This is a genomic window from Streptomyces sp. LS-MS-L19, from assembly GCF_058382285.1.
In genome coordinates this window covers 3,848,274-3,868,504 of record NZ_JBYCLL010000001.1, presented here as the reverse complement: position 1 = coordinate 3,868,504, position 20,231 = coordinate 3,848,274, and the positions used below count along the sequence as shown (strand labels likewise).

General features: G+C 69.9%; 15 protein-coding genes and 1 other RNA gene. 10 read left to right on the top strand and 6 right to left on the bottom strand.

Annotation, left to right across the window (positions count from 1 at the left end; genetic code table 11):
• Positions 1-70 precede the first annotated feature (70 nt).
• From AC2XR2_RS17075 to AC2XR2_RS17065, 3 genes are all read left to right on the top strand, one after another.
• Entirely contained in the window at positions 71-1,327 is a 1,257-nt protein-coding gene (locus tag AC2XR2_RS17075) for a serine/threonine-protein kinase (RefSeq protein ID WP_381303547.1), read from the top strand.
• Between the two features lie 66 nt (positions 1,328-1,393).
• Complete coding sequence (prfB, locus tag AC2XR2_RS17070; RefSeq protein ID WP_123761112.1) at positions 1,394-2,497, top strand: peptide chain release factor 2; 1,104 nt, start codon at positions 1,394-1,396, stop codon at positions 2,495-2,497.
• Positions 2,498-2,789: 292 nt separating this feature from the next.
• Positions 2,790-3,452, top strand: a complete 663-nt coding sequence (locus AC2XR2_RS17065; RefSeq protein WP_449349571.1) for a hypothetical protein — start codon at positions 2,790-2,792, stop codon at positions 3,450-3,452.
• Between the two features lie 115 nt (positions 3,453-3,567).
• Here AC2XR2_RS17065 and AC2XR2_RS17060 read toward each other — a convergent pair whose 3' ends face one another.
• On the bottom strand, positions 3,568-3,759 hold the full coding sequence (locus AC2XR2_RS17060; RefSeq protein ID WP_449349572.1) for a hypothetical protein: 192 nt from the start codon (positions 3,757-3,759) through the stop codon (positions 3,568-3,570).
• A 236-nt stretch (positions 3,760-3,995) separates the two neighbouring features.
• On the opposite strand from AC2XR2_RS17060, the gene ftsE reads away from it, so the two are divergent.
• From ftsE to AC2XR2_RS17025, 7 genes are all read left to right on the top strand, one after another.
• Positions 3,996-4,685 carry a cell division ATP-binding protein FtsE gene (ftsE, locus tag AC2XR2_RS17055; RefSeq protein ID WP_007382424.1) on the top strand — a complete coding sequence of 230 codons (690 nt, stop codon included), beginning with the start codon at positions 3,996-3,998 and terminating at the stop codon, positions 4,683-4,685.
• Positions 4,686-4,727: 42 nt separating this feature from the next.
• Positions 4,728-5,645 carry a permease-like cell division protein FtsX gene (gene ftsX, locus AC2XR2_RS17050; protein ID WP_330266567.1) on the top strand — a complete coding sequence of 306 codons (918 nt, stop codon included), beginning with the start codon at positions 4,728-4,730 and terminating at the stop codon, positions 5,643-5,645.
• Positions 5,646-5,713: 68 nt separating this feature from the next.
• Positions 5,714-6,892, top strand: coding sequence for a S41 family peptidase (locus AC2XR2_RS17045; protein ID WP_491515500.1), 1,179 nt, complete (start codon positions 5,714-5,716; stop codon positions 6,890-6,892).
• 116 nt (positions 6,893-7,008) lie between these two features.
• Entirely contained in the window at positions 7,009-7,551 is a 543-nt protein-coding gene (smpB, locus tag AC2XR2_RS17040; RefSeq protein ID WP_330269716.1) for an SsrA-binding protein SmpB, read from the top strand.
• Between the two features lie 97 nt (positions 7,552-7,648).
• Positions 7,649-8,035, top strand: a transfer-messenger RNA (tmRNA) gene (ssrA, locus tag AC2XR2_RS17035).
• A gap of 269 nt (positions 8,036-8,304) precedes the next feature.
• On the top strand, positions 8,305-13,188 hold the full coding sequence (locus tag AC2XR2_RS17030) for a ricin-type beta-trefoil lectin domain protein (RefSeq protein WP_491515499.1): 4,884 nt from the start codon (positions 8,305-8,307) through the stop codon (positions 13,186-13,188).
• 14 nt (positions 13,189-13,202) lie between these two features.
• Complete coding sequence (locus AC2XR2_RS17025; RefSeq protein WP_491515498.1) at positions 13,203-13,805, top strand: contact-dependent growth inhibition system immunity protein; 603 nt, start codon at positions 13,203-13,205, stop codon at positions 13,803-13,805.
• Between the two features lie 8 nt (positions 13,806-13,813).
• Here the strand turns inward: AC2XR2_RS17025 and AC2XR2_RS17020 are convergent, their stop codons facing one another.
• Genes AC2XR2_RS17020 through AC2XR2_RS17000 form a run of 5 tightly spaced genes read right to left on the bottom strand, consistent with a single transcriptional unit; the run spans position 13,814 to position 20,135 of the window.
• The gene (locus AC2XR2_RS17020; protein WP_491515497.1) at positions 13,814-14,818 is read right to left on the bottom strand and encodes a LacI family DNA-binding transcriptional regulator; all 1,005 of its coding nucleotides are present in this window, start codon (positions 14,816-14,818) and stop codon (positions 13,814-13,816) included.
• Entirely contained in the window at positions 14,818-17,067 is a 2,250-nt protein-coding gene (gene yicI / locus AC2XR2_RS17015) for an alpha-xylosidase (protein ID WP_381303560.1), read from the bottom strand. Before yicI ends, AC2XR2_RS17020 begins: the two co-directional genes overlap by 1 nt.
• Positions 17,068-17,080: 13 nt before the next feature.
• Entirely contained in the window at positions 17,081-17,905 is an 825-nt protein-coding gene (locus tag AC2XR2_RS17010) for a carbohydrate ABC transporter permease (protein ID WP_491515496.1), read from the bottom strand.
• Complete coding sequence (locus AC2XR2_RS17005) at positions 17,902-18,846, bottom strand: carbohydrate ABC transporter permease (protein WP_491515495.1); 945 nt, start codon at positions 18,844-18,846, stop codon at positions 17,902-17,904. Before AC2XR2_RS17005 ends, AC2XR2_RS17010 begins: the two co-directional genes overlap by 4 nt.
• Complete coding sequence (locus AC2XR2_RS17000; protein ID WP_491515494.1) at positions 18,843-20,135, bottom strand: ABC transporter substrate-binding protein; 1,293 nt, start codon at positions 20,133-20,135, stop codon at positions 18,843-18,845. The genes AC2XR2_RS17005 and AC2XR2_RS17000 overlap by 4 nt, the downstream gene beginning before the upstream one ends.
• Between the last annotated feature and the right edge of the window lie 96 nt (positions 20,136-20,231).

Below are 20,231 nucleotides of genomic sequence, written 5' to 3'. Positions count from 1 at the left end.
CGTCTCCGCGGTGAAGGTTGGCTCCCGCGACGCGTAGCTTTGGCGACAACACGCGTCTGTAGGAGCAGTCTTGGCACGGAAGATCGGCAGCCGGTACACCGCCAACCAGATCCTGGGGCGGGGCAGCGCCGGCACGGTGTGGCTCGGCGAGGGACCCGAGGGGCCCGTCGCCGTCAAGCTGCTGCGCGAGGACCTCTCGTCCGACCAGGAACTCGTCGGCCGGTTCGTCCAGGAGCGCACGGCACTGCTCGGTCTGGAGCACCCCCATGTGGTCTCCGTACGCGACCTCGTGGTCGACGGCAATGACCTCGCGCTCGTCATGGACCTGGTCCGGGGCACCGATCTGCGCACCCGGCTCGACCGGGAGAAGCGGCTCGCACCCGAGGCGGCGGTGGCGATCGTGGCGGACGTCGCCGACGGCCTGGCCGCCGCGCACGCGGCCGGGGTCGTGCACCGGGACGTGAAGCCGGAGAACATCCTGCTGGACATGCAGGGCCCCCTGGGACCCGGCGGGTCCCACCCGGCCCTGCTGACCGACTTCGGCGTGGCCAAGCTGATCGACTCACCGCGCCGGACCCGCGCCACGAAGATCATCGGGACGCCGGACTACCTCGCGCCGGAGATCGTCGAGGGCCTGCCGCCGCGCGCCTCCGTGGACATCTACGCCCTCGCGACCGTCCTCTACGAGCTGCTCGCGGGCTTCACCCCGTTCGGCGGCGGGCACCCGGGGGCGGTGCTGCGGCGCCATGTGACCGAGACGGTGGTGCCGCTCCCCGGGATCCCCGACGAACTGTGGCAGCTGATCGTGCAGTGCCTGGCGAAGGCCCCGGCGTCCCGGCTGCGCGCCTCCGAGCTGGGCGTGCGGCTGCGGGAGCTGCTGCCGCTGCTGGCCGGGATGCCGCCGCTGGACGTGGACGAGCCGGACGCGGAGCCGGAGGACGAGCAGGACGGGGAGGGAACCGCCCCCGCGTCCGCCGGTGAGCCGGTCTCCTCCGGGCGGCCGGCGCGGCGGGGTGCCGTACCCCTGGTGCCGGGCGCGAGGCCCGCCGACTCCAACCGGGACACGCACACGTCGATGCGGGTACCGGCGCCCGACGAGCTGGCCGGGGGTGCGCTGGGCACCGCCCGGGTGCCGCGGGCCGCCGGGGCACCGCGGCCGGGGTCCGCCCGGAACCGGGCGACCACACGACGGCGGCGGCTGGCCGTCGGGGCCGCGGCGGCCGTGCTGGTGGCCGCGGCGGGCGTCGGCGTGTGGGCGGCCACCTCGGGGGACGACGCCGGGGCGTCACCGCAGGACACGAAGAACTCCGCACCGGCCTCGCCCTGAGGGGGCCGGGGCCCGCAGCCCGGGGGACGACCGACGTCGGTTGCCACAGCCGTTAGGCTGGAGGGCGTGGCAGTCGTCGATGTATCCGAAGAGCTCAAGTCCCTCTCCTCGACCATGGAGTCGATCGAGGCCGTTCTGGACCTCGACAAGCTGAGGGCAGACATCGCCGTGCTCGAGGAGCAGGCGGCCGCGCCGTCCCTGTGGGACAACCCGGACGAGGCGCAGAAGATCACCAGCAAGCTCTCCCACCTCCAGGCGGAGGTGCGCAAGGCCGAGGCCCTGCGCGGTCGTATCGACGACCTGAGCGTCCTCTTCGAGATGGCCGAGGAGGAGGACGACCCGGACACCCGCGCCGAGGCCGAGTCCGAGCTCGCCGCCGTCAAGAAGGCGCTGGACGAGATGGAGGTGCGCACCCTCCTGTCCGGCGAGTACGACTCCCGTGAGGCGCTCGTCAACATCCGCGCCGAGGCCGGTGGCGTCGACGCCGCCGACTTCGCGGAGAAGCTCCAGCGGATGTACCTGCGCTGGGCGGAGCAGAAGGGCTACAAGACCGAGCTCATCGAGACGTCGTACGCGGAAGAGGCCGGCATCAAGTCGACCACCTTCGCCGTGCAGGCGCCGTACGCCTACGGCACGCTCTCCGTCGAGCAGGGCACCCACCGGCTCGTGCGCATCTCGCCGTTCGACAACCAGGGGCGCCGTCAGACCTCCTTCGCGGGCGTGGAGATCCTGCCCGTGGTCGAGCAGACCGACCACATCGAGATCGACGAGTCCGAACTGCGCGTGGACGTCTACCGGTCCTCCGGGCCCGGCGGACAGGGCGTCAACACCACCGACTCCGCGGTGCGGCTGACCCACCTCCCCACCGGCATCGTCGTCTCCTGCCAGAACGAGCGGTCGCAGATCCAGAACAAGGCGACCGCCATGAACGTCCTCCAGGCGAAGCTGCTGGAGCGGCAGCGCCAGGAGGAGCGGGCCAAGATGGACGCCCTCAAGGACGGCGGCAGCTCCTGGGGCAACCAGATGCGTTCGTACGTCCTGCACCCGTACCAGATGGTCAAGGACCTGCGCACCGAGTTCGAGGTCGGCAATCCCGAGGCTGTGTTCAACGGCGAGATCGACGGCTTCATCGAAGCCGGAATTCGCTGGCGCAAGCAGCAGGAGAAGTAACTTTGTCGACTTGACCACCGCTTGCCAACTGCCGCCCACCGGGCGGCAGTTTGCTTTATGTCTGGGTTTTACATCACACTCACAGACCGCTTTCCCCGGCAAAGGGCCCGTAGTTGGACATCGCGCGCGCAACGGCCTTGACGATGCTTTGAAAAATGGGAAGGGTAAAGCGTGGCATGCGTATCTCTGGGGCGCATGTGAACCGGGGGACTTGAGTACAGCTGCCTTCCTCCGTCGATCACGGCCCCGAGCGCCGCCTCATTGACGATGAGCTACTGGGGGTAGCAACCACATGACGAAGAAGACGCGGATCCGGATCGCGCGCATAGCCGCCGGTGCCGTGATCGCGGCCGGTGCCTCGCTGACCGCCGCCGGCGCTGCTTCCGCGCTGGAGATCAACGTGGGCGTGGGCGCCGATGGCGTCGGCGTGAACGTGAACACCGGCGACGACGACCCGGGCGACGGCACTCCGACCGAGCCGGGCGACGGCATCCCGACCGCGCCCAACCCGACGGAGGAGCCGCCCACCGAGCAGCCGCCGACCGAGCAGCCGCCCACGGAGGAGCCGCCCACCGAGGAGCCTCCGACCATCCCGTCGGAGCCCACCGAGGAGCCCACCGAGCCCACCGAGGCCCCGTCCGACCCGGGCACCGGGAACGGCAATGGCAACGGGAACGGCAACGGCAACGGGAACGCCGGTGGCGGCGGCAACAACGCCGACCCCGACGGCGGCTCCAACGCCTCCACCCAGGAAGAGGGCTCCTCGGCCCTCACCGAGACCGGCACGGACACCACGTCCAACACGTCGGCCCAGGGCAACGGCAAGGAGCTCGCCGAGACCGGTGCCGGTCAGACGACCTTCCTGCTCATCGGTGCCGCCACGATGATCGCCGGTGGCATCGGCTTCCGCGTCCTGCCGCGCCTCGCCGGCGGCCGCGGTGGCGCTGCCGCCTGACGGTGACGTCCGGTAGTCGCGTGCCCGCCTAGCGTGCGCATGCTGTACGACGAAGGGCCCGGAGCGTGTCCGCTCCGGGCCCTTCGTATGCGCTTGGTTTGTCCTTGGCCGCCGGCTAGGCGGTCTGGTGGGCCAGCAGGGCCACCGCCGCGATCAGGACCGCGAGCAGGGCGATCAGGGTCATGGGGTTGAGGCCCGCGAAGTAGTTCTCCTGCTGCATCCGCTCGCGGTTCGCCCGGCACACGGGGCACCGGCCCTCGCTCACGGGCGCCGCACAGTTTGCGCACACCAGGCGGTCGTACGTCATGCGCGTCACCCTTCTTGCCGACGGTTCCGTACAGAAGAACGCTCCCCGACGGCAGAACGTTCCCTTCTCCACTGTGCCAGGTTCACCTGGGGGCCGCCTGTGCGGTTCCGAAGACGGGGATTTCAGGTCGGCACAAAACCGCCCAACCGATACGCAACCCGAACCGGCGCCTGCGCTCGCACACCCGGTTCGCGTATGGTCACGCTCATCTACCCCCGGCCTACCGTGGTGCATCCGTGATCCGATTCGACAACGTATCCAAGGTCTACCCCAAGCAGACCCGCCCCGCACTCAGGGACGTCTCCCTCGAAGTGGAGAAGGGCGAGTTCGTGTTCCTCGTGGGGTCCTCCGGCTCCGGAAAGTCCACCTTCCTGCGGTTGGTGCTCCGTGAGGAGCGGACCAGCCAGGGGCAGGTGCACGTCCTGGGCAAGGACCTCGCGCGCCTCTCCAACTGGAAGGTGCCGCAGATGCGCCGCCAGCTGGGGACCGTGTTCCAGGACTTCCGGCTGCTGCCCAACAAGACGGTCGCGGAGAACGTGGCCTTCGCGCAGGAGGTCATCGGCAAGTCGCGCGGTGAGATCCGCAAGTCCGTGCCGCAGGTGCTCGACCTCGTCGGGCTCGGCGGCAAGGAGGACCGGATGCCGGGTGAGCTCTCCGGTGGTGAGCAGCAGCGCGTGGCCATCGCCCGGGCCTTCGTGAACCGGCCCAAGCTGCTGATCGCCGACGAGCCCACCGGCAACCTCGACCCGCAGACCTCCGTCGGCATCATGAAGCTGCTCGACCGGATCAACCGGACGGGCACCACCGTGCTGATGGCGACGCACGACCAGAACATCGTGGACCAGATGCGCAAGCGCGTCATCGAGCTGGAGAAGGGCCGCCTCGTCCGCGACCAGGCACGCGGCGTCTACGGCTACCAGCACTGACCGCCGTTCGAAGAGTCCCCGGAAAGGCCTGAAGAACCCGCCATGCGCGCCCAGTTCGTACTCTCCGAGATCGGTGTCGGTCTCCGTCGCAACCTGACGATGACGTTCGCCGTCATCGTCTCCGTCGCCCTGTCGCTCGCCCTGTTCGGCGGTTCGCTCCTGATGAGCGACCAGGTCGGCGCCATGAAGGGCTACTGGTACGACAAGGTCAACGTCTCGATCTTCCTCTGCAACAAGAGCGACGCCGAGTCGGACCCCAACTGCGCCAAGGGCGCGGTCACCGAGGACCAGAAGAAGGACATCCTCTCCGACCTCAAGAAGATGTCGGTCGTCGAGACGGTCGTCCACGAGTCCCAGGACGAGGCCTACAAGCACTACAAGGAGCAGTTCGGCGACTCCCCGCTGGCGGCCTCCCTCACGCCGGACCAGATGCAGGAGTCGTACCGCATCAAGCTCAAGGACCCGGAGAAGTACCAGGTCATCGCGACCGCCTTCAACGGGCGGGACGGCGTGCAGTCCGTGCAGGACCAGAAGGGCATCCTGGACAACCTCTTCACGATGCTCAACCTGATGAACCGGGCCGCGCTCGGCGTGATGGCGCTCATGCTGATCGTCGCCCTGCTGCTGATCGTCAACACGGTGCGGGTCTCGGCGTTCAGCCGTCGGCGGGAGACCGGGATCATGCGGCTGGTGGGCGCGTCCGGCTTCTACATCCAGGCGCCGTTCATCATGGAGGCCGCCGTCGCCGGTGCGATCGGCGGTGCGCTCGCCTGTGTCTTCCTGGTCGTCGGCCGGTACTTCACCATCGACCACGGCATGGCCCTGTCCACCAAGCTCAACCTGATCAACTTCGTGGGCTGGGACGCCGTACTGACGAAGCTGCCGCTGATCCTCGCCGCGAGTGTGCTGATGCCCGCGTTGGCCGCGTTCTTCGCGCTGCGCAAGTACCTGAAGGTGTGACGCATGCCAAGAGGGCCGTACGGTCAACCGGCCGTGCGGCCCTCTTGCGTTGTCCTAGACTCACCGGCATGTCAGGCCGTGACCTGTTCTGTCAGCCCCGCCGCATCCGCCGCGGGGCCGCCCTGACATTGGTGTTCGCGAGCGTCCTGGTGGCCGGCGCGGCCACCGGTTCGCTCCCCGACGCCGGCCCCGCCGACCGCAAGTCCTCGTCGGACACGGCCCGTTCGGCCGCTCCCGCGGGGCATCACGAGGACGTGGCCGAGGCGGCCGCGGAGGCCATGGCCGCGGGCAAGTCCCCCATGGAGGCCGCCGAGCGTGCCGTCAGCCGCAGCGGGGACCGCTGGGGGGCTGTCTACTCCCGGGGCGAGTACGAGGAGTTCGAGGAGGCCCTGGACGGCCAGTACACCGGCGTCGGGCTGTGGGCCCGGCGCGAGCAGGACGGCCGTATCGAAGTGACCAGGGTGAGCTCGGACTCGCCGGCGGCCGCCGCCGGGATCCGCCGCGGCGATCTGCTGCGCAGTGTCGACGGGGCGTCCGCCGACGGGCGGCCCGTCACCGAGGTCGTCTCCTTACTGCGCGGCGACGCCAAGGGCGCGGCCGCCGGGACGACGGTCCGGCTGGGCCTCCAGCGCGGCACACACGCGTGGAGCGAGACACTGCGGCGCGCTCGACTGTCCACGGACTCGGTCAGCGTGCGGGAGCTCGCCGGCTCGATCACCGTCATCAAGATCGACTCGTTCACCAAGGGCGTCGGGGACCAGGTCCGGGACGCCGTGCGCCAGGCTCCGGCCGGGGGCGGGATCGTGCTCGACCTGCGCGGGAACTCCGGCGGCCTGGTCACCGAGGCCGTCACCACGGCGTCCGTCTTCCTCGACGGCGGCCTGGTCGCCACCTATGACGTGGACGGGTCGCAGCAGGCGCTGCACGCCGTGGCCGGCGGGGACACCGACAGGGCCCTGGTGGTGCTGGTGGACGGCGGGACGATGAGTGCGGCGGAGTTGTTGACCGGGGCGCTCCAGGACCGTGGACGGGCCGTGGTGGTCGGGTCCCGGACGTTCGGCAAGGGGTCGGTGCAGATGCCCAGCCGGCTGCCCGACGGGTCCGTGGCGGAGCTGACCGTGGGGCACTACCGGACTCCGTCGGGGCGCGGGGTAGACGGGCGGGGGATCACGCCGGACCTCGAGGCCGACGAGGGAGCCCTCCGGCAGGCCGAGACGGTCCTCGGGGGACTGGGCGACAGCGACTGAGCGCGGCTTACGGCTGCCCGCCGGTGGCCCCCTGGCGGGTGTCGTCGGCGCTCGATTAAGGGCTGGCCCCGGACCCCCTCCCTAGTGCGAAAATGGTCAGCACTATGAGCAAGGGAATGTACGTACCGAAGGAGTCCCAGCCCAAGCAGGGCGGGGCGGCCGCGAAGGCCAGGGACGGCGAGAAGGGCGGCAAGCGCAAGATCGTCGCCCAGAACAAGAAGGCCCGGCACGACTACGCGATCATCGACACCTATGAGGCGGGCCTCGTGCTCATGGGGACCGAGGTCAAGTCGCTGCGGGAGGGCCGCACCTCGCTGACCGACGGCTTCGTCCAGATCGACGGGGGCGAGGCGTGGCTGCACAACGCCCACATCCCGGAGTATCACCAGGGCAGCTGGACCAACCACTCCGCGCGCCGCAAGCGCAAGCTGCTGCTGCACCGCGAGGAGATCGACAAACTGGAGTCGAAGGCGCAGGAGACGGGTCACACCATCGTGCCCCTCGCCCTCTACTTCAAGGACGGCCGCGCGAAGGCCGAGATCGCTCTCGCGCGAGGAAAGAAGGAGTACGACAAGCGCCAGACGCTGCGCGAGAAGCAGGACCGGCGGGAGTCGGACCGCGCGATCGCGGCGGCGAAGCGCAGGCAGCGGGGCCAGTAGGCGGGGCCGCCGGAATACGGTGGCATCGGTGTGCGTTGGTCACGTACGATGGTGTCAACACCGGCCGCGGTCGGTGTGCTGATTGACAACACAACATGGGGATGATCGGTTTCGACAGCGGCTGTTGAAGCAGGGGAAGCGTGTCGAGGAAGCGGCAATGATCTCGTAAACCATATGTCGCAAAAAATAATCGCCAATACCAAGAGCGATTCCCGCGCCTTCGCCCTCGCTGCCTAATAAGCAGTGAGTGAAGGCCCTAACGGGTGTCAGCCCGGGAGTGTTCCCGACCCGGACCCTGGCATAATCTAGGGGACTAAACCATCGAGCCCGGTCACGGGGTTCGATGGGAAATCAAACAGTGACTGGGCCCGTCGGCGACTTGTTCGCGTGATCGCCGGGGCCGAGAAAATCTCAGCGAACTGCACACGGAGAAGCCCTGATTCTGCACCGTTGGACGCGGGTTCGATTCCCGCCATCTCCACTCGTCCCTCCGGGGACAACCCCATGTTCTGTACACAGTGACGAAGGCCCCGCAGCTTCACGGCTGCGGGGCCTTCGTCATGTCCTGTCCGGAGCAGCCCGGAGTGTCCCGCCCTTCACATGTTTCCCACATGTAACCCGGAAAACTCTTGTCCTGCACCCGACATGTATGTCTAAGGTGAGCGCCGCGCCGGACGGAGCCGACCACTCCGCCACAGAGCGCGCACACCGGCGACCGGGGGAACACCGTCGCCACGGGGAGGACAGACCACCATGCCGAGATATCGGCTCTTCACGCATGCCCGGGCGCGCTCCGGGCTCCTGACGCCGCTGCTGACGTCCGCGGTCGCCGTGGCCCTGATCGGGTCGGTGGCCGTACAGCCGGACCTGATCAGCCGGTACGCCGCCGACGACATGGCCGCCGTCGCCGACACCGGCGACAGTTACGACGGTTTCGACGCCAAGGCAGCCGAACAGCTCCGGCAGGACCAGTGCCTGCTGGGCGAGACGCTGCGCATGGGCGGGCCGGCCATGTTCGGCGTCGCCCAGGACGGGCTGAACCAGACGCCGGACAAGCTGCACGCGGCGGCCAACCGGGAGTACTGGAACACGACTCCGTTGTCGACGGCGTTCAAGCAGGACCGGGACGCCACCGACAAGGAGGGGTCCGCGCTCCACGACCACATCCGGGACTTCCAGATCTCCGGGCTGCCCACGCCCGGCGGCTTCAAGTCGGTGGCCGACTTCGAGTGGCCGCCCGGCACGAGCGGCGACGACCGCCCGGACTTCTTCCAGCAGACCGGCATCTCCAAGTGGATCTGGGAGCAGTTCTGGAAGTCCGAGGGCGACTTCTACCGCGACCTGACCCCGAAGGCGGACGAGGCCGGCGTCAAGGCCGTCAAGGACCTGGGCGACCCGCTGTACGGCGGCGACCCCGACCCGCACGCGCCCAACTGGAACCAGGTGTACGAGGAGCACCAGGCCTACGACGGCCTGGTCAACTGGTCGCCGCAGCCGACCGGTGAGGACGACGCCCGGCTCTTCCTGTCGTACGGCGGCTTCCCGCGCACCGCGCCCGAGCCCGGCAGCGTCGAGTACCGCATCGCCGTCGAGGACCTGAAGACCAGGTTCGCCTCCTGTGCCTGGCGCACTCCGGTCGACCCGAACAAGGTGCTCGGCAAGGAGGTCGCCGCCGCGTCCGCCGAGTGGCAGCAGGAGATCGCCGCGCAGGCCGGCCCGCGCAACCAGATCCTGACCGCGAACAAGAACGCCACCAAGGCGCTCGCCGCCGGCTCCAAGGCGCTGGGCGAACTCCTCGGGCTCTCCTGGCGGGCCGACCACCTGGTCCGCTGGCAGGACTACTGGTCGGCCGGCGGCCCGGGTTGGATCGGCACCAGCCCCTTCGTCGTGCACGCCCACGGGGCCACCGACAAGTGCCTGGACGTGGCCGGCGGCAAGAAGGACAACGGCACGCCCGTACAGATCTACACCTGCAACGGCAGCGCCGGGCAGAAGTGGCAGATCGACGGCGACCGCCTGGTCAACCCCAACTCGGGCAAGTGCCTGACCGTCAAGGGCGGTGCGAGCGCCAACGGCACGCCGGTGCAGATCTCCACCTGCGGCACCGGCGCCTCGCAGAAGTGGCAGTACGGCACCCACGGCACCTCGCGGCTGTACAACCCGGGCACCGGCAACTGCCTCGACCTCGCCGACTACACCAACAGCCGGGACGGCCGGATGTGGGACTGCACGGGCAAGGCACCGCAGCAGTTCGACGTCGTCCCGTCCGGGCACCAGGGCACCGACGACCTCGACTACCCGACCAAGGCCCAGTTCGACAAGGCGAAGCAGGGCGTCACGGCCGCCCAGACCGAGGCGAAGAAGCAGCTCGACCTGCTCAAGGCCCAGGCCACGGCGGCGAAGACGGCCGCCACCACGTCGGACACCGCGCTGACGACGTCGTACGGCATCGCCGACGAGGCGGGTGCCCCGCGCGGCCGCGGCCTGCTCGTCGGGCAGCAGAAGGCGCAGGTCACCAAGGCGTCGTCGGCCGCGCTGGACGCGCTCGCCAAGGCCGGCGACACCGCCTACGCGGCCACCCGCGCGGCCGCCGGTGACAGCGAGACCATCGCCGCCCGCGCGTTGACGCAGGCCGCGCAGTCGAAGGCCGCCTTCCGTACCGCGGCCGCGAACGAGGCCCGGGCCCAGGCGAAGGCCGCCGCCGATGCGGCCGCCGTACAGGCGCAGACCGCGAAGGCCGCCCGTGACCTCGCGAAGGCCAAGCTCGCCGAGACGCAGAAGGCCGAGGCCGACGCGAAGGCGGCGGCCGCCGACGCGCACGCCAAGCGGCTCGCGGCGGAGGCCGAGGCGGCGACGGCGAAGGCGGAGAAGGAGACCGCCGCGCAGAAGCAGGCGGAGGCCGCCCAGCACAAGCAGAACGCGCAGGGGTACGCGCAGACCGCCCAGGAGGCCAAGGGCCGGGCGGAGAACGCCGAGTCGACCGCCCGCGCCAAGCGGCAGGACGCCGAGGGCGCCCGGGACCGGGCCAAGGGCAAGCGGGACGACGCGTGGGACGCCGAGAGCCAGGCGAACGCGGCCCGCGCCAAGGCCGACGCCAAGGACGCCTACGCCGAGGCCCATGACTCGGCGTCCGACGCCACGGAGTCCCGGGCCGCCGCCGACCAGGCGGACGCAGCCGCCGACGACGCGGAGTCGGCCGCGCGCTCGGCCCGCTCCGAGGCCGACGCGGCGACCCAGGCCGCAGCCGACGCGGACGCCGCCGCCACGCGCGCGGAGGCCGCCGCGAAGCGGGCCCGTTCCGACGCGGACGCGGCCCAGGCCGCCAAGCTGCGGGCCGACGCGGCCGTCCGTACCGCGACCAGTGCCGCCGCCGACGCCATCAAGGCGTCCGAGGCCTCCGCCTCCGCCGCCCGTACGGCCGTCAAGCTGGCCGACGAGGCCGAGAAGCACGCCGCCGACGCCATGAAGCAGGCCGACGCGGCGAAGGCCGAGGCCGCCAAGGCGGTCGCCGGCGCGGCCGACGCGGCCGGCCACGCCTACACCACCGCCCAGGCGGCGGTGGACGCCGGCAACGCGGCCCAGCAGGTCGCCGCTCCGGCCAACGACGCGATCCAGCTGGGCGCGCCGTACGTCACCACGGACTCGGCGGCGGGCCTCGCCGTGCTGTCGGGCCAGTCGTCGAAGACGATCGCCGAGCAGCAGCAGGCGGTCGCCGAGGCGCACGCGGCCAACGCGCAGCAGAACGCGGCCCAGGCGGCGAGTCTCGCGGCGGCGGCGACCGGTGACGCGAAGGCGGCGTACACATTGGCGGCGGAGGCCGCCGGGTTCGCCGCGGACGCCCGCAAGTCGGCGAAGGAGGCGCTGGGTTACGCCGCCGAGGCGGCCCAGTACGCGGCCGACGCGCAGGCATCCCTGGCCCGCGCCAAGGAGTACGACCGCCAGGCCACCGAGGACGCGGCCGCCGCCGACCAGGCGGCCGACCGCGCCGAGACCTACGCGGCCGACGCCCGCTCCTCCGCCGACCAGGCGGCCCTGGACGCGGAGGCCGCCCGCACGGCGGCGGCGCAGGCCGAGCAGGCCGCGAAGGACGCCCGAGCCGCCGCCGACCGCGCGGACGCCGAGGCGACTGCGGCGGAGCAGGCGGCGAAGGATGCGCAGAAGTACGCCGAGTCCGCCCAGCAGGCGGCTGAGCAGGCCGCGCGCAACGACGCCAACAGCCAGGTGCAGGCGGGCGCAGGCGCGGGTGACGGGGTCGGCGGCATGTTCTCCGTCATCGACGACCTCAAGCAGAACGGAGATCCGCAGCGGTTGCCCGACGACTGCTCGCGCCTTCCCTGCGACCTCGTCTACGAGGTGAAGTTCGACGCGATCGTCAGCTATTACCTCTGCACCAATCCGGAGGTGCCCGCCACTGAGTCCGGCTGCCCCGCCGAGGACACCTTCTACCTCACCACGAAGAAGTTCCCGGGCCTGACGAAGAAGGTCAAGATCTCGTCCTGGGACGCGACCAAGGGGCTGTGGAAGGGCCTCTTCGAAGCGCTCATCGGAGACTTCACCGGTTGCTATCACAAGATCACCACAGCCGATGACGGCGGCAGCTACGGCGACTGCGCCTGGGCCGCGTCCAACTTCATCCCGGGCAAGGCCTACAGTCTGATCGCGGACGCGATCCACACCCTGAACACCGCCCTGCGCCGTGGGGAGGGTGTCGCCGACGCGCTCAAGGCGCTGAGGAAGCTGGACGTCGACCCGGACACGCTCGCCGACATCGAGCGCACGGTGGACGCGTACGACGACGCACGGGTCGCCTGCAACATCAACAGCTTCCCCGGCGGGACCCAGGTGGTTCTCGCCGACGGCAGCCGCAAGTCGATCCGGGACGTCCGCCTGGGCGACCTGCTCCTGGCGACCGACCCCGACGCCGGAACCACGCGGGGCGAGCCGGTCACGCGTACGTTCTCCCACCCGTCCACGGAGCTGCTGGACATCACCCTCGCGGATGGCGGGCGTCTCACCAGCACACCCGGTCACCGGTTCTTCGCCGTCGACCGCGGCTGGACGCTCGCCTCGGACCTGGGCGCCGGCGACCGGCTGCGCACGCCGGAGGGTGCCCTGCGCACCGTCACGGCCGTGCGCGACCGGAACGAGTCGAAGGCCCGGACCGTGTACGACCTGACCGTGTCCGGTCTGCACACCTTCTACGCCGTGGCGGGCAGCACCCCGGTGCTGGTCCACAATTGCAACGACCTCATCGTCGACGACAAGAAGTTCTCCGGCCTCGCCCACACGCTCGACGAGCACGTGGACCCGACCGCGGCGGAGGCGATCGCCCTGGCCCAGGCCAAGACGCTCAAGCTGGGCAGGGACACGCCGAACAGCGTGTTCGTCGACGGGCAGACGGCACAGCAGGTCGTCGACTACGCGATCGCCAACAACGCGAACGCCATCGCGAAATGGCTGCGCGGAAGCAAGCAGGAGCGTGAGTTCGTGGGCACGTTCGGGGCGAGGAACTCTCTCGGCACGGTGTATCACGCGAGCGGAAAGGCGGAGGCCGCGGGCAACCGCTTCTACATCATGCTGAAGAGGGCACCGGGCCATCCTCGGGGCTACTACGTGTACACCTGCTACCCGCAGTAAGGAGGCGACGCACAGTGCAGCGCTTCACCGAGTTCGAGTTCGGTGTCCCATGGGTGATGGGCTTCTTCCACCAGGACTGGATCTACGAGGAGCCCACAGCCGCCGACGTCGTCGCGAAGCACCTGGGGGAGGAGAGCGACGAGGAGGTCCTGGCGGTCCGGCGTGATGCCCAGGTCCTTCTCGACCACCTTCCCTCGGAGACGCTGGAGGTGCTGTGGACGGCCGGGACGCAGTACATCCCGAGCTTCGAACGGATCACGGGTTCCGGGTGGACGCGGACGGTCGTCGACCTGTGCGCGGCTCGGCTGTCCGGGAAGGCGGACGTGCGTCCGCTGGCCGGAGCGGACATCGAGGACGGCCTCGCCCAGCGGGACGCGGTCGTCGCCGAGATCGAACAGGTGGAGTTCCTGGCCGCCGAAGTGCGCCGCGCGCTCGTCGAGTGTGCTCGCCGCTGCACCCCGGACCTGGCCTTGCGGGTGCTGCTGAGGGCCATGGTGTACGCCCCTGACGGCACGCTCTCCGCGGCCCGGTACCAGCGGATGGAGGCGCTCGGATCGGCTCTCCACTACGGCGAGTTCGTAGTGGAGAGCGTCAAGTTCCTGGTCGAGGAGCCGTAGCGGTCGCGTCAGGGCACCGTCCGTCGCCCCGTGCTGGCCCGCTCCGTCATCCGCGGTGGTAACAAGGTCGACTCCGGTACCGGCGCCCCGTCCAGTTTCCTGATCAGGAGTTCCACCGCTCGGGTGCCCAGCTCCGCTGTGGGGAGGGTGACCGAGGTGATGGGGACGTGGGTCGACTCGGCCAGTTCGTCGGGGCAGATCGCGGTGATCGAGAGGTCGGTGGGGACGCGGAGGCCCAGGTGGGCGAAGGCGTCGACCAAGGGCTCCAGCAGGGGTTCGTTGTGGACGACCACGCCCGTCAACGCGGGCTGTTCGCGCAGGAGTTGTTCGGCGACCTCGCGGGCCGCGTCCGGCTCGCAGGGCAGCACCGTCGAGGACATCCCGGCGCGGTCGGCGGCGGCCGTGAAGCCCTGGACCACCCGCCCGGCGTACGCCGTCCCGCGGACGTACACCTCGGGCGGGGAGCCGATCAGGGCCACCGAGCGGTGGCCCAGGCGGGCCAGGTGCTCCACGCACGCCTCGCCCGCCGCCTGGAAGTCGAGGTCCACGCAGGTCAGGCCGTCCGCGACGGCCGGGACGCCGATCAGCACCGACGGCAGGTCCAGTGCCCGCAGCAACGGCAGCCGGGGATCGTCGAGTTGGACGTCCATCATGACCAGCCCGTCGACCAGCGCCGTGTCCGCGACCCGGTGCAGACCCTCCTCGCCCTCCTCCTGCGTCAGCAGCAGCACGTCGTGGTCGTGGCGCCGGGCCGTGGTCACCACCGACACCGCGAACTGCATCACCGTCGGGACGTGGATGCCGGTGCGCAGGGGCACCACCAGCGCCAGGACGTTCGACCGGCGGCCGGCCAGGGCGCGGGCGCCCGCGTGCGGGCGGTAACCCAGCTCGCGGATGGCGTCCTCGACCCGCTGCCGGGTCTCCTCCGAGATCGGCCGCTTGCCGCTGAGGGCGTAGGAGACGGTGCTGGGGGAGACCCCGGCCCGCCGCGCCACATCCGTGATCTTCACCATCAGCCCAGCTCCAGCGAGAGGAAACCGGTGCCGGCCTGCGCCCGCACCACCCGGTCCCCGGCCGCCAGGCCCCAGGGCGCCGACGGGTCACCGCAGGACGCCCGCAGCGTGTCCCCTTCCCGTACGACGGTGAAGGCGACCTCGCCGGCCCGTACCGTGACCTGCTCCCCCCGCGCGAGACCGTACGCCCGCAGGGTCACCCCGTCGGCGTGGTCGTAGTCGGGGCGGTCGTCCACCGCGCCGACCGGGATCACCGCGCCGGGCCTGACCAGCAGCGGCACGCTCATGAAGTCGTGCCGCTCGCGCACCCAGCGGGGCCCGGTCACCGTCTCGCCGGTCACGAAGTGGGTCCAGGTGCCCTCGGGGACGTAGTACGAGACCTCCCCGGAGTCGGTGAACACCGGTGCCACCAGGAGATCCGGGCCCAGCATGTACTGCCGCTCCAGATGCGCGCACCCGGGGTCGTCCGGGAACTCCAGGAGCATCGCCCGCATCACCGGCACGCCCTCGGCATGGGCGGTGCGCGCGGCCTCGTACAGGTAGGGCATCAGGCTCAGCTTGAGGCGGGTGAAGTGGCGCAGGACGTCCACGGACTCCTCGTCGAAGAGCCACGGGACGCGGTACGACGAGCTGCCGTGCAGCCGGCTGTGGGAGGACAGCAGGCCGAAGGCCAGCCAGCGTTTGAAGAGCGCCGGGCTCGGGGTGCCCTCGAAGCCGCCGATGTCGTGGCTCCAGAAGCCGAAGCCGGACAGCCCGAGGGACAGGCCGCCGCGCAGGGACTCCGCCATCGACTCGTACGTGGCCTCGCAGTCGCCGCCCCAGTGCACCGGGAACTGCTGGCTGCCCGCGGTCGCCGAGCGGGCGAAGACCACCGCCTCCTGTTCGCCGCGGTGCTTGCGCAGCACGTCGAAGACGGTCCGGTTGTAGAGGTAGGTGTAGTAGTTGTGCATCCGCTCGGGGTCGGAGCCGTCGGACCATTCCACGTCCAGCGGCACCCGCTCGCCGAAGTCGGTCTTGAAGCAGTCCACGCCCTGCGCGAGCAGCGCCTCCAGCTTGGAGGCGTACCAGTCGCGGGCGGCCGGGCTGGTGAAGTCGACCAGGGCCATGCCGGGTTGCCACAGGTCCCACTGCCAGACACTGCCGTCGGGCCGCTTCAGGAGGTGGCCGAGCGCCTTGCCCTCCGCGAACAGCGGCGATCTCTGGGCGATGTACGGGTTGATCCACACCGACACCCTCAGGCCCCGCGCGTGCAGCCGGGCCAGCATGCCCTCCGGGTCGGGGAAGACCCGCGGGTCCCACTGGAAGTCGCACCAGTTGAACTCGCGCATCCAGAAGCAGTCGAAGTGGAAGACGGACAGGGGAAGTTCGCGGTCCTTCATGCCGTCGATGAAGGAGGTCACGGTCTCCTCGTCGTACGACGTCGTGAAGGACGTCGACAGCCACAGGCCGAAGGACCAGGCGGGCGGCAGGGCCGGACGGCCGGTGAGGGCCGTGTACTTGCGGATGATCTCCTTGGGGGAGGGGCCGTGGATGACGTAGTACGTCAGCTCCTGGGTCTCCGCGCTGAACTGCACCCGGGAGACCGCCTCCGAGCCGACCTCGAAGGAGACCTTGCCCGGGTGGTCCACGAAGACGCCGTAGCCCGCGTCCGTGAGGTAGAACGGGACGTTCTTGTAGGCCTGTTCGGTGGCCGTGCCGCCGTCGGCGTTCCAGATGTCGACGACCTGGCCGTTCTTCACCAGCGGCCCGAAGCGCTCGCCGAGGCCGTACACCGAGGTGCCGACGGTCAGGTTGAGCTGCTCGCGCAGGTAGTGCGCCCCGCTCGCGTCCCGCAGGATGCCCATGTTCTTGGTACCGCTGCTGGTGAGGACGCGGCCGTCGGCCAGGAAGTCGACCTGCCAGGGTCCGGTGCGGGCGAACCGGACCGAGAGCGTGCCGGAGGTCAGGGTCGCGGAGTCCTCGTCGGACCCCGAGTGGGGGGTGAACTCCTCTTTCCTGAGCTCGAACTCGGGGCGGTCCGGCTGCTCGCCCTCGAAGTGGGTGAAGGTGATGCCGATGACGTCGGGCATCGGGGCGTGGGCGCTGATCGTCACGACCGGTCCCTTCAACAGGTCGCCGCGGTGGCGGATGGGCTGGGACGGCGCGTGGATCTCGAGCCCGCCGTCGGAGGCGACGACCTCGTGGACCACGGCCGGATGGTCCGCGGTGACGCCCTCGCGCAGCAGCCAGTAGCCGTCGGTGAACTTCATCGGTGGGGGGTCCTTACTTCACGGCACCCACGGCGATACCGCGGGTGAGGGTTCGCTGGAAGACGAGGAAGAACACGATCGCGGGGAGGACCCCGAGCAGGGCGGCCGCGTTGGTCATCGTGGCGTCCATCAGGCGCTGGCCCTGGAGGACGCCGAGGGCCACGGAGACCGTCTGGTTGTCGTTGGAGATCAGCATGACCAGGGGGAGCAGGAACTCGTTCCAGGTCCAGATGAAGAAGAAGACCAGCAGCACGCCGAGCGTGGGGCGGCTGACGGGGACCACGATCCGCCACAGCACCTGCCACGTGTTCGCGCCGTCGATCCGGGCCGCTTCGAGGATCTCGCGGGGGAACTGGCCGAGCACCGCGGAGAGCAGGTAGGTGCCGAAGGCCGCCTGGATCACCGTGAACACGATGATCACGCTCAACCTCGTGTCGTAGAGGCCGACTTCCTTGCTCAGGTAGTAGACGGGGTAGACCAGCGCCTCCTGCGGCAGCATGTTCGCCAGCACGAAGAAGGCGAGGACCCAGGTCCGGCCCTTGATGCGGCCGATGCCGATCGCGTAGGCGTTCAGGACCGACAGGACCACGGCCAGGACCGCCACCGAGCCGCTGATCAGCACCGAGTTGACGAGCTTCTGACCGAAGTCGACCCGTTCCCAGAAGTCCTTGAGCCCCTGCGTGTAGAGGCCGTCGGGGAGGCTGAGGGGGCCGTTCTGGGCGTACTCCGCGGGGGACTTGAACGCGTTGACCGTGACGATCAGGAACGGCACGATCATGAACAGGGCCGCGACGCACAGGGCGATCAGCACCGGGTAGCGGCGCAGGGCGATGGTCATGCGTCCGTCCTCTCCTGGAGCTTCAGACCGATCAGGGACAGCGCGAGGATGATCACCGTGAGCACGGTGGAGATCGCGGCGCCGTAGCCGACCTGCGTCTTCTCGAAGAACGTGGTGAAGGAGAAGTAGGAGGGTACGTTCGTGGCGCCGCCGGGCCCGCCCTTGGTCAGGACGTACACCGCGCCGAACACCTTGAGCGCGGCGATCGAGCACCAGGTCAGCACGACGTAGATCTCGGGGCGGATCTGCGGCAGCGTGATGTGCCAGAAGCGGCGCCACCAGCCGGCGCCGTCCAGCTCGGCCGCCTCGTACAGCTGGGGGTCGACGCGTTGCAGCCCCGCCATGAAGATGACCAGCGGGAAGCCCAGCTGGACCCAGACCATCACGCCCATGACGGAGTAGAGGGCGAGGTCGGGGTCGCCGAGCCAGTCCTGCTGCCAGGAGCCGAGACCGATCGCCTTCAGGAGAGCGTTGAGGGAGCCGTTGTCGGGGGCGAGGATCCAGCTCCAGACGATGCCGGCGACCGCGATCGGCAGCACCTGGGGGAGGTAGAAGCAGGCGCGCAGGACGGCGGCGAACCGGGTGCCGAAGTGCTTGCCCACGAAGTCGAACAGGGCGGCGGCGAGGACCAGCCCGAGCGCCGTGGGGACCGCCGCCATCGCCACGACCATGAAGAGGCTGTGCCGGAAGGACGCCCAGAACTCCGAGTCGTCCAACAGCTCGCGGTAGTTGGCGAGCCCCGACCAGGTCGGCGAGCCCACGCCCTGCCAGTCCGTGAAGCTCACATACGTGTTCATCACGAACGGCAGGACGATGACCGCGAGGAAGGCGAGGGCGCCCGGCAGGAGGAAGAGGGCGTAGGAGTCGCGGGGGCGGCGCGGGGGCCGTTGCGCCGTGCTCCTGCCGGCCACCCGCGTCCCGCGTTCGACGGTCACCGTCATCGCTTCGGCGCGCCCTTGTCGTAGGCCTCCTGGAGATCGCTGAGGTAGCCGTCCGGCTTCTCGCTGCCGGTGATCAGCTTCTGGGTCCCGGAGACGAGGACGTCGTAGAAGCCGGGGACCGGCCAGTCCGGGTAGAAGGCCAGGCCGTCGTTCTTCGACAGGGTGTTGAAGTCGTCGATCAGGGTCTTGGACCGCGGGTCGGTGATGGCGGAGGCGTCGGCCGCGACCGGGACACCGCCGGAGTTGCCGAGCAGGTTCTGGATCTTCTTCGACATGGTGATGTCGATGAAGTCGTAGGCGAGGTCCTTGTTCTTCGACCCCTGCGGTACGACCCAGAGGTTGCCGCCGGAGCCCAGGGTGAGCTTCGAGTCGGGCCACAGGAAGGTGCCCCAGTCGAACGTGCTCTCCGCCGTGAAGCGGCCGTACCACCAGCTGCCGGAGAACAGGATCGGCGCCTTGCCGGAGGTGAAGGCGACACCGGCGGCCTCGTCGTTCTGGCCGCTGGAACTCTTGCCGAAGTAGCCCTTCTTCACCCAGTCGGCGAAGGTGTCGGCACCGTAGGTCCAGGCAGCGTCGTGGAAGTCCGTCCTGCCCTTGTAGAGCTGGTAGGCGTCGACCCAGGAGCGGTCGGCCTTCGTCAGGGCGAGCTGGTAGAGGTACTGCTGGGCGGGGTAGGCGGCGCCGCCGTTGGCGAGCGGGGTGACCCCCTTCGCGACGAACTTGTCCATGGCGGCGGTGAGTTCGGCGAAGGTCTTCGGCTGGGCGACGCCGTACTTCTTGAAGAGGTCCTTGTTGTAGTAGACCAGCGTGTACTCGGCGTAGTTCGGGACGCCGAACCACTTGCCGGAGCCCATCACGCCGTCGGTGTCGTAGAGGCTCGTGGTGCGGACGCTGGGGCTGAGCTTCTTGTCCCAGCCGCGCTTGGTGGCCTCTTGGGTGAGGTCGGTGAGCAGGCCCTGCTTGGAGAGCAGGCCGGCCGTCGCGTTGCCCTTGTTGTACTCCATGATGTCGGGCGCGTCCGAGGAGTTGAGGACCATCGGGGCGGTCTTCTGGATCTGGTCGAAGCTCTTCTCCTCGAACTTCACCTTCACACCGGGGTGCGTGGCCTCGAACTCCTTGATCGCCTCCTTCCACGCGATGCCCATCGCGCTGCTCGGGCCCTCGTAGTGCCAGAGCCTGAGCGTCTTCCCGTCGGAGGACCCGCTGTCCGAGCCTCCGCAGGAGGTCAGCAGCAGCGATCCGGTCAGGATCACCGCCGTCGCCGTCGCACGCCGTCGTGCCGTCAACATCCCGTACCTCCGGGGAGTCGGATGGTGCTTCGGGCCGGGCGCCGCGCAGGGGTCGTCGATATCGAATCGATTCGACGACCCCTGTCGAAGCGCTTC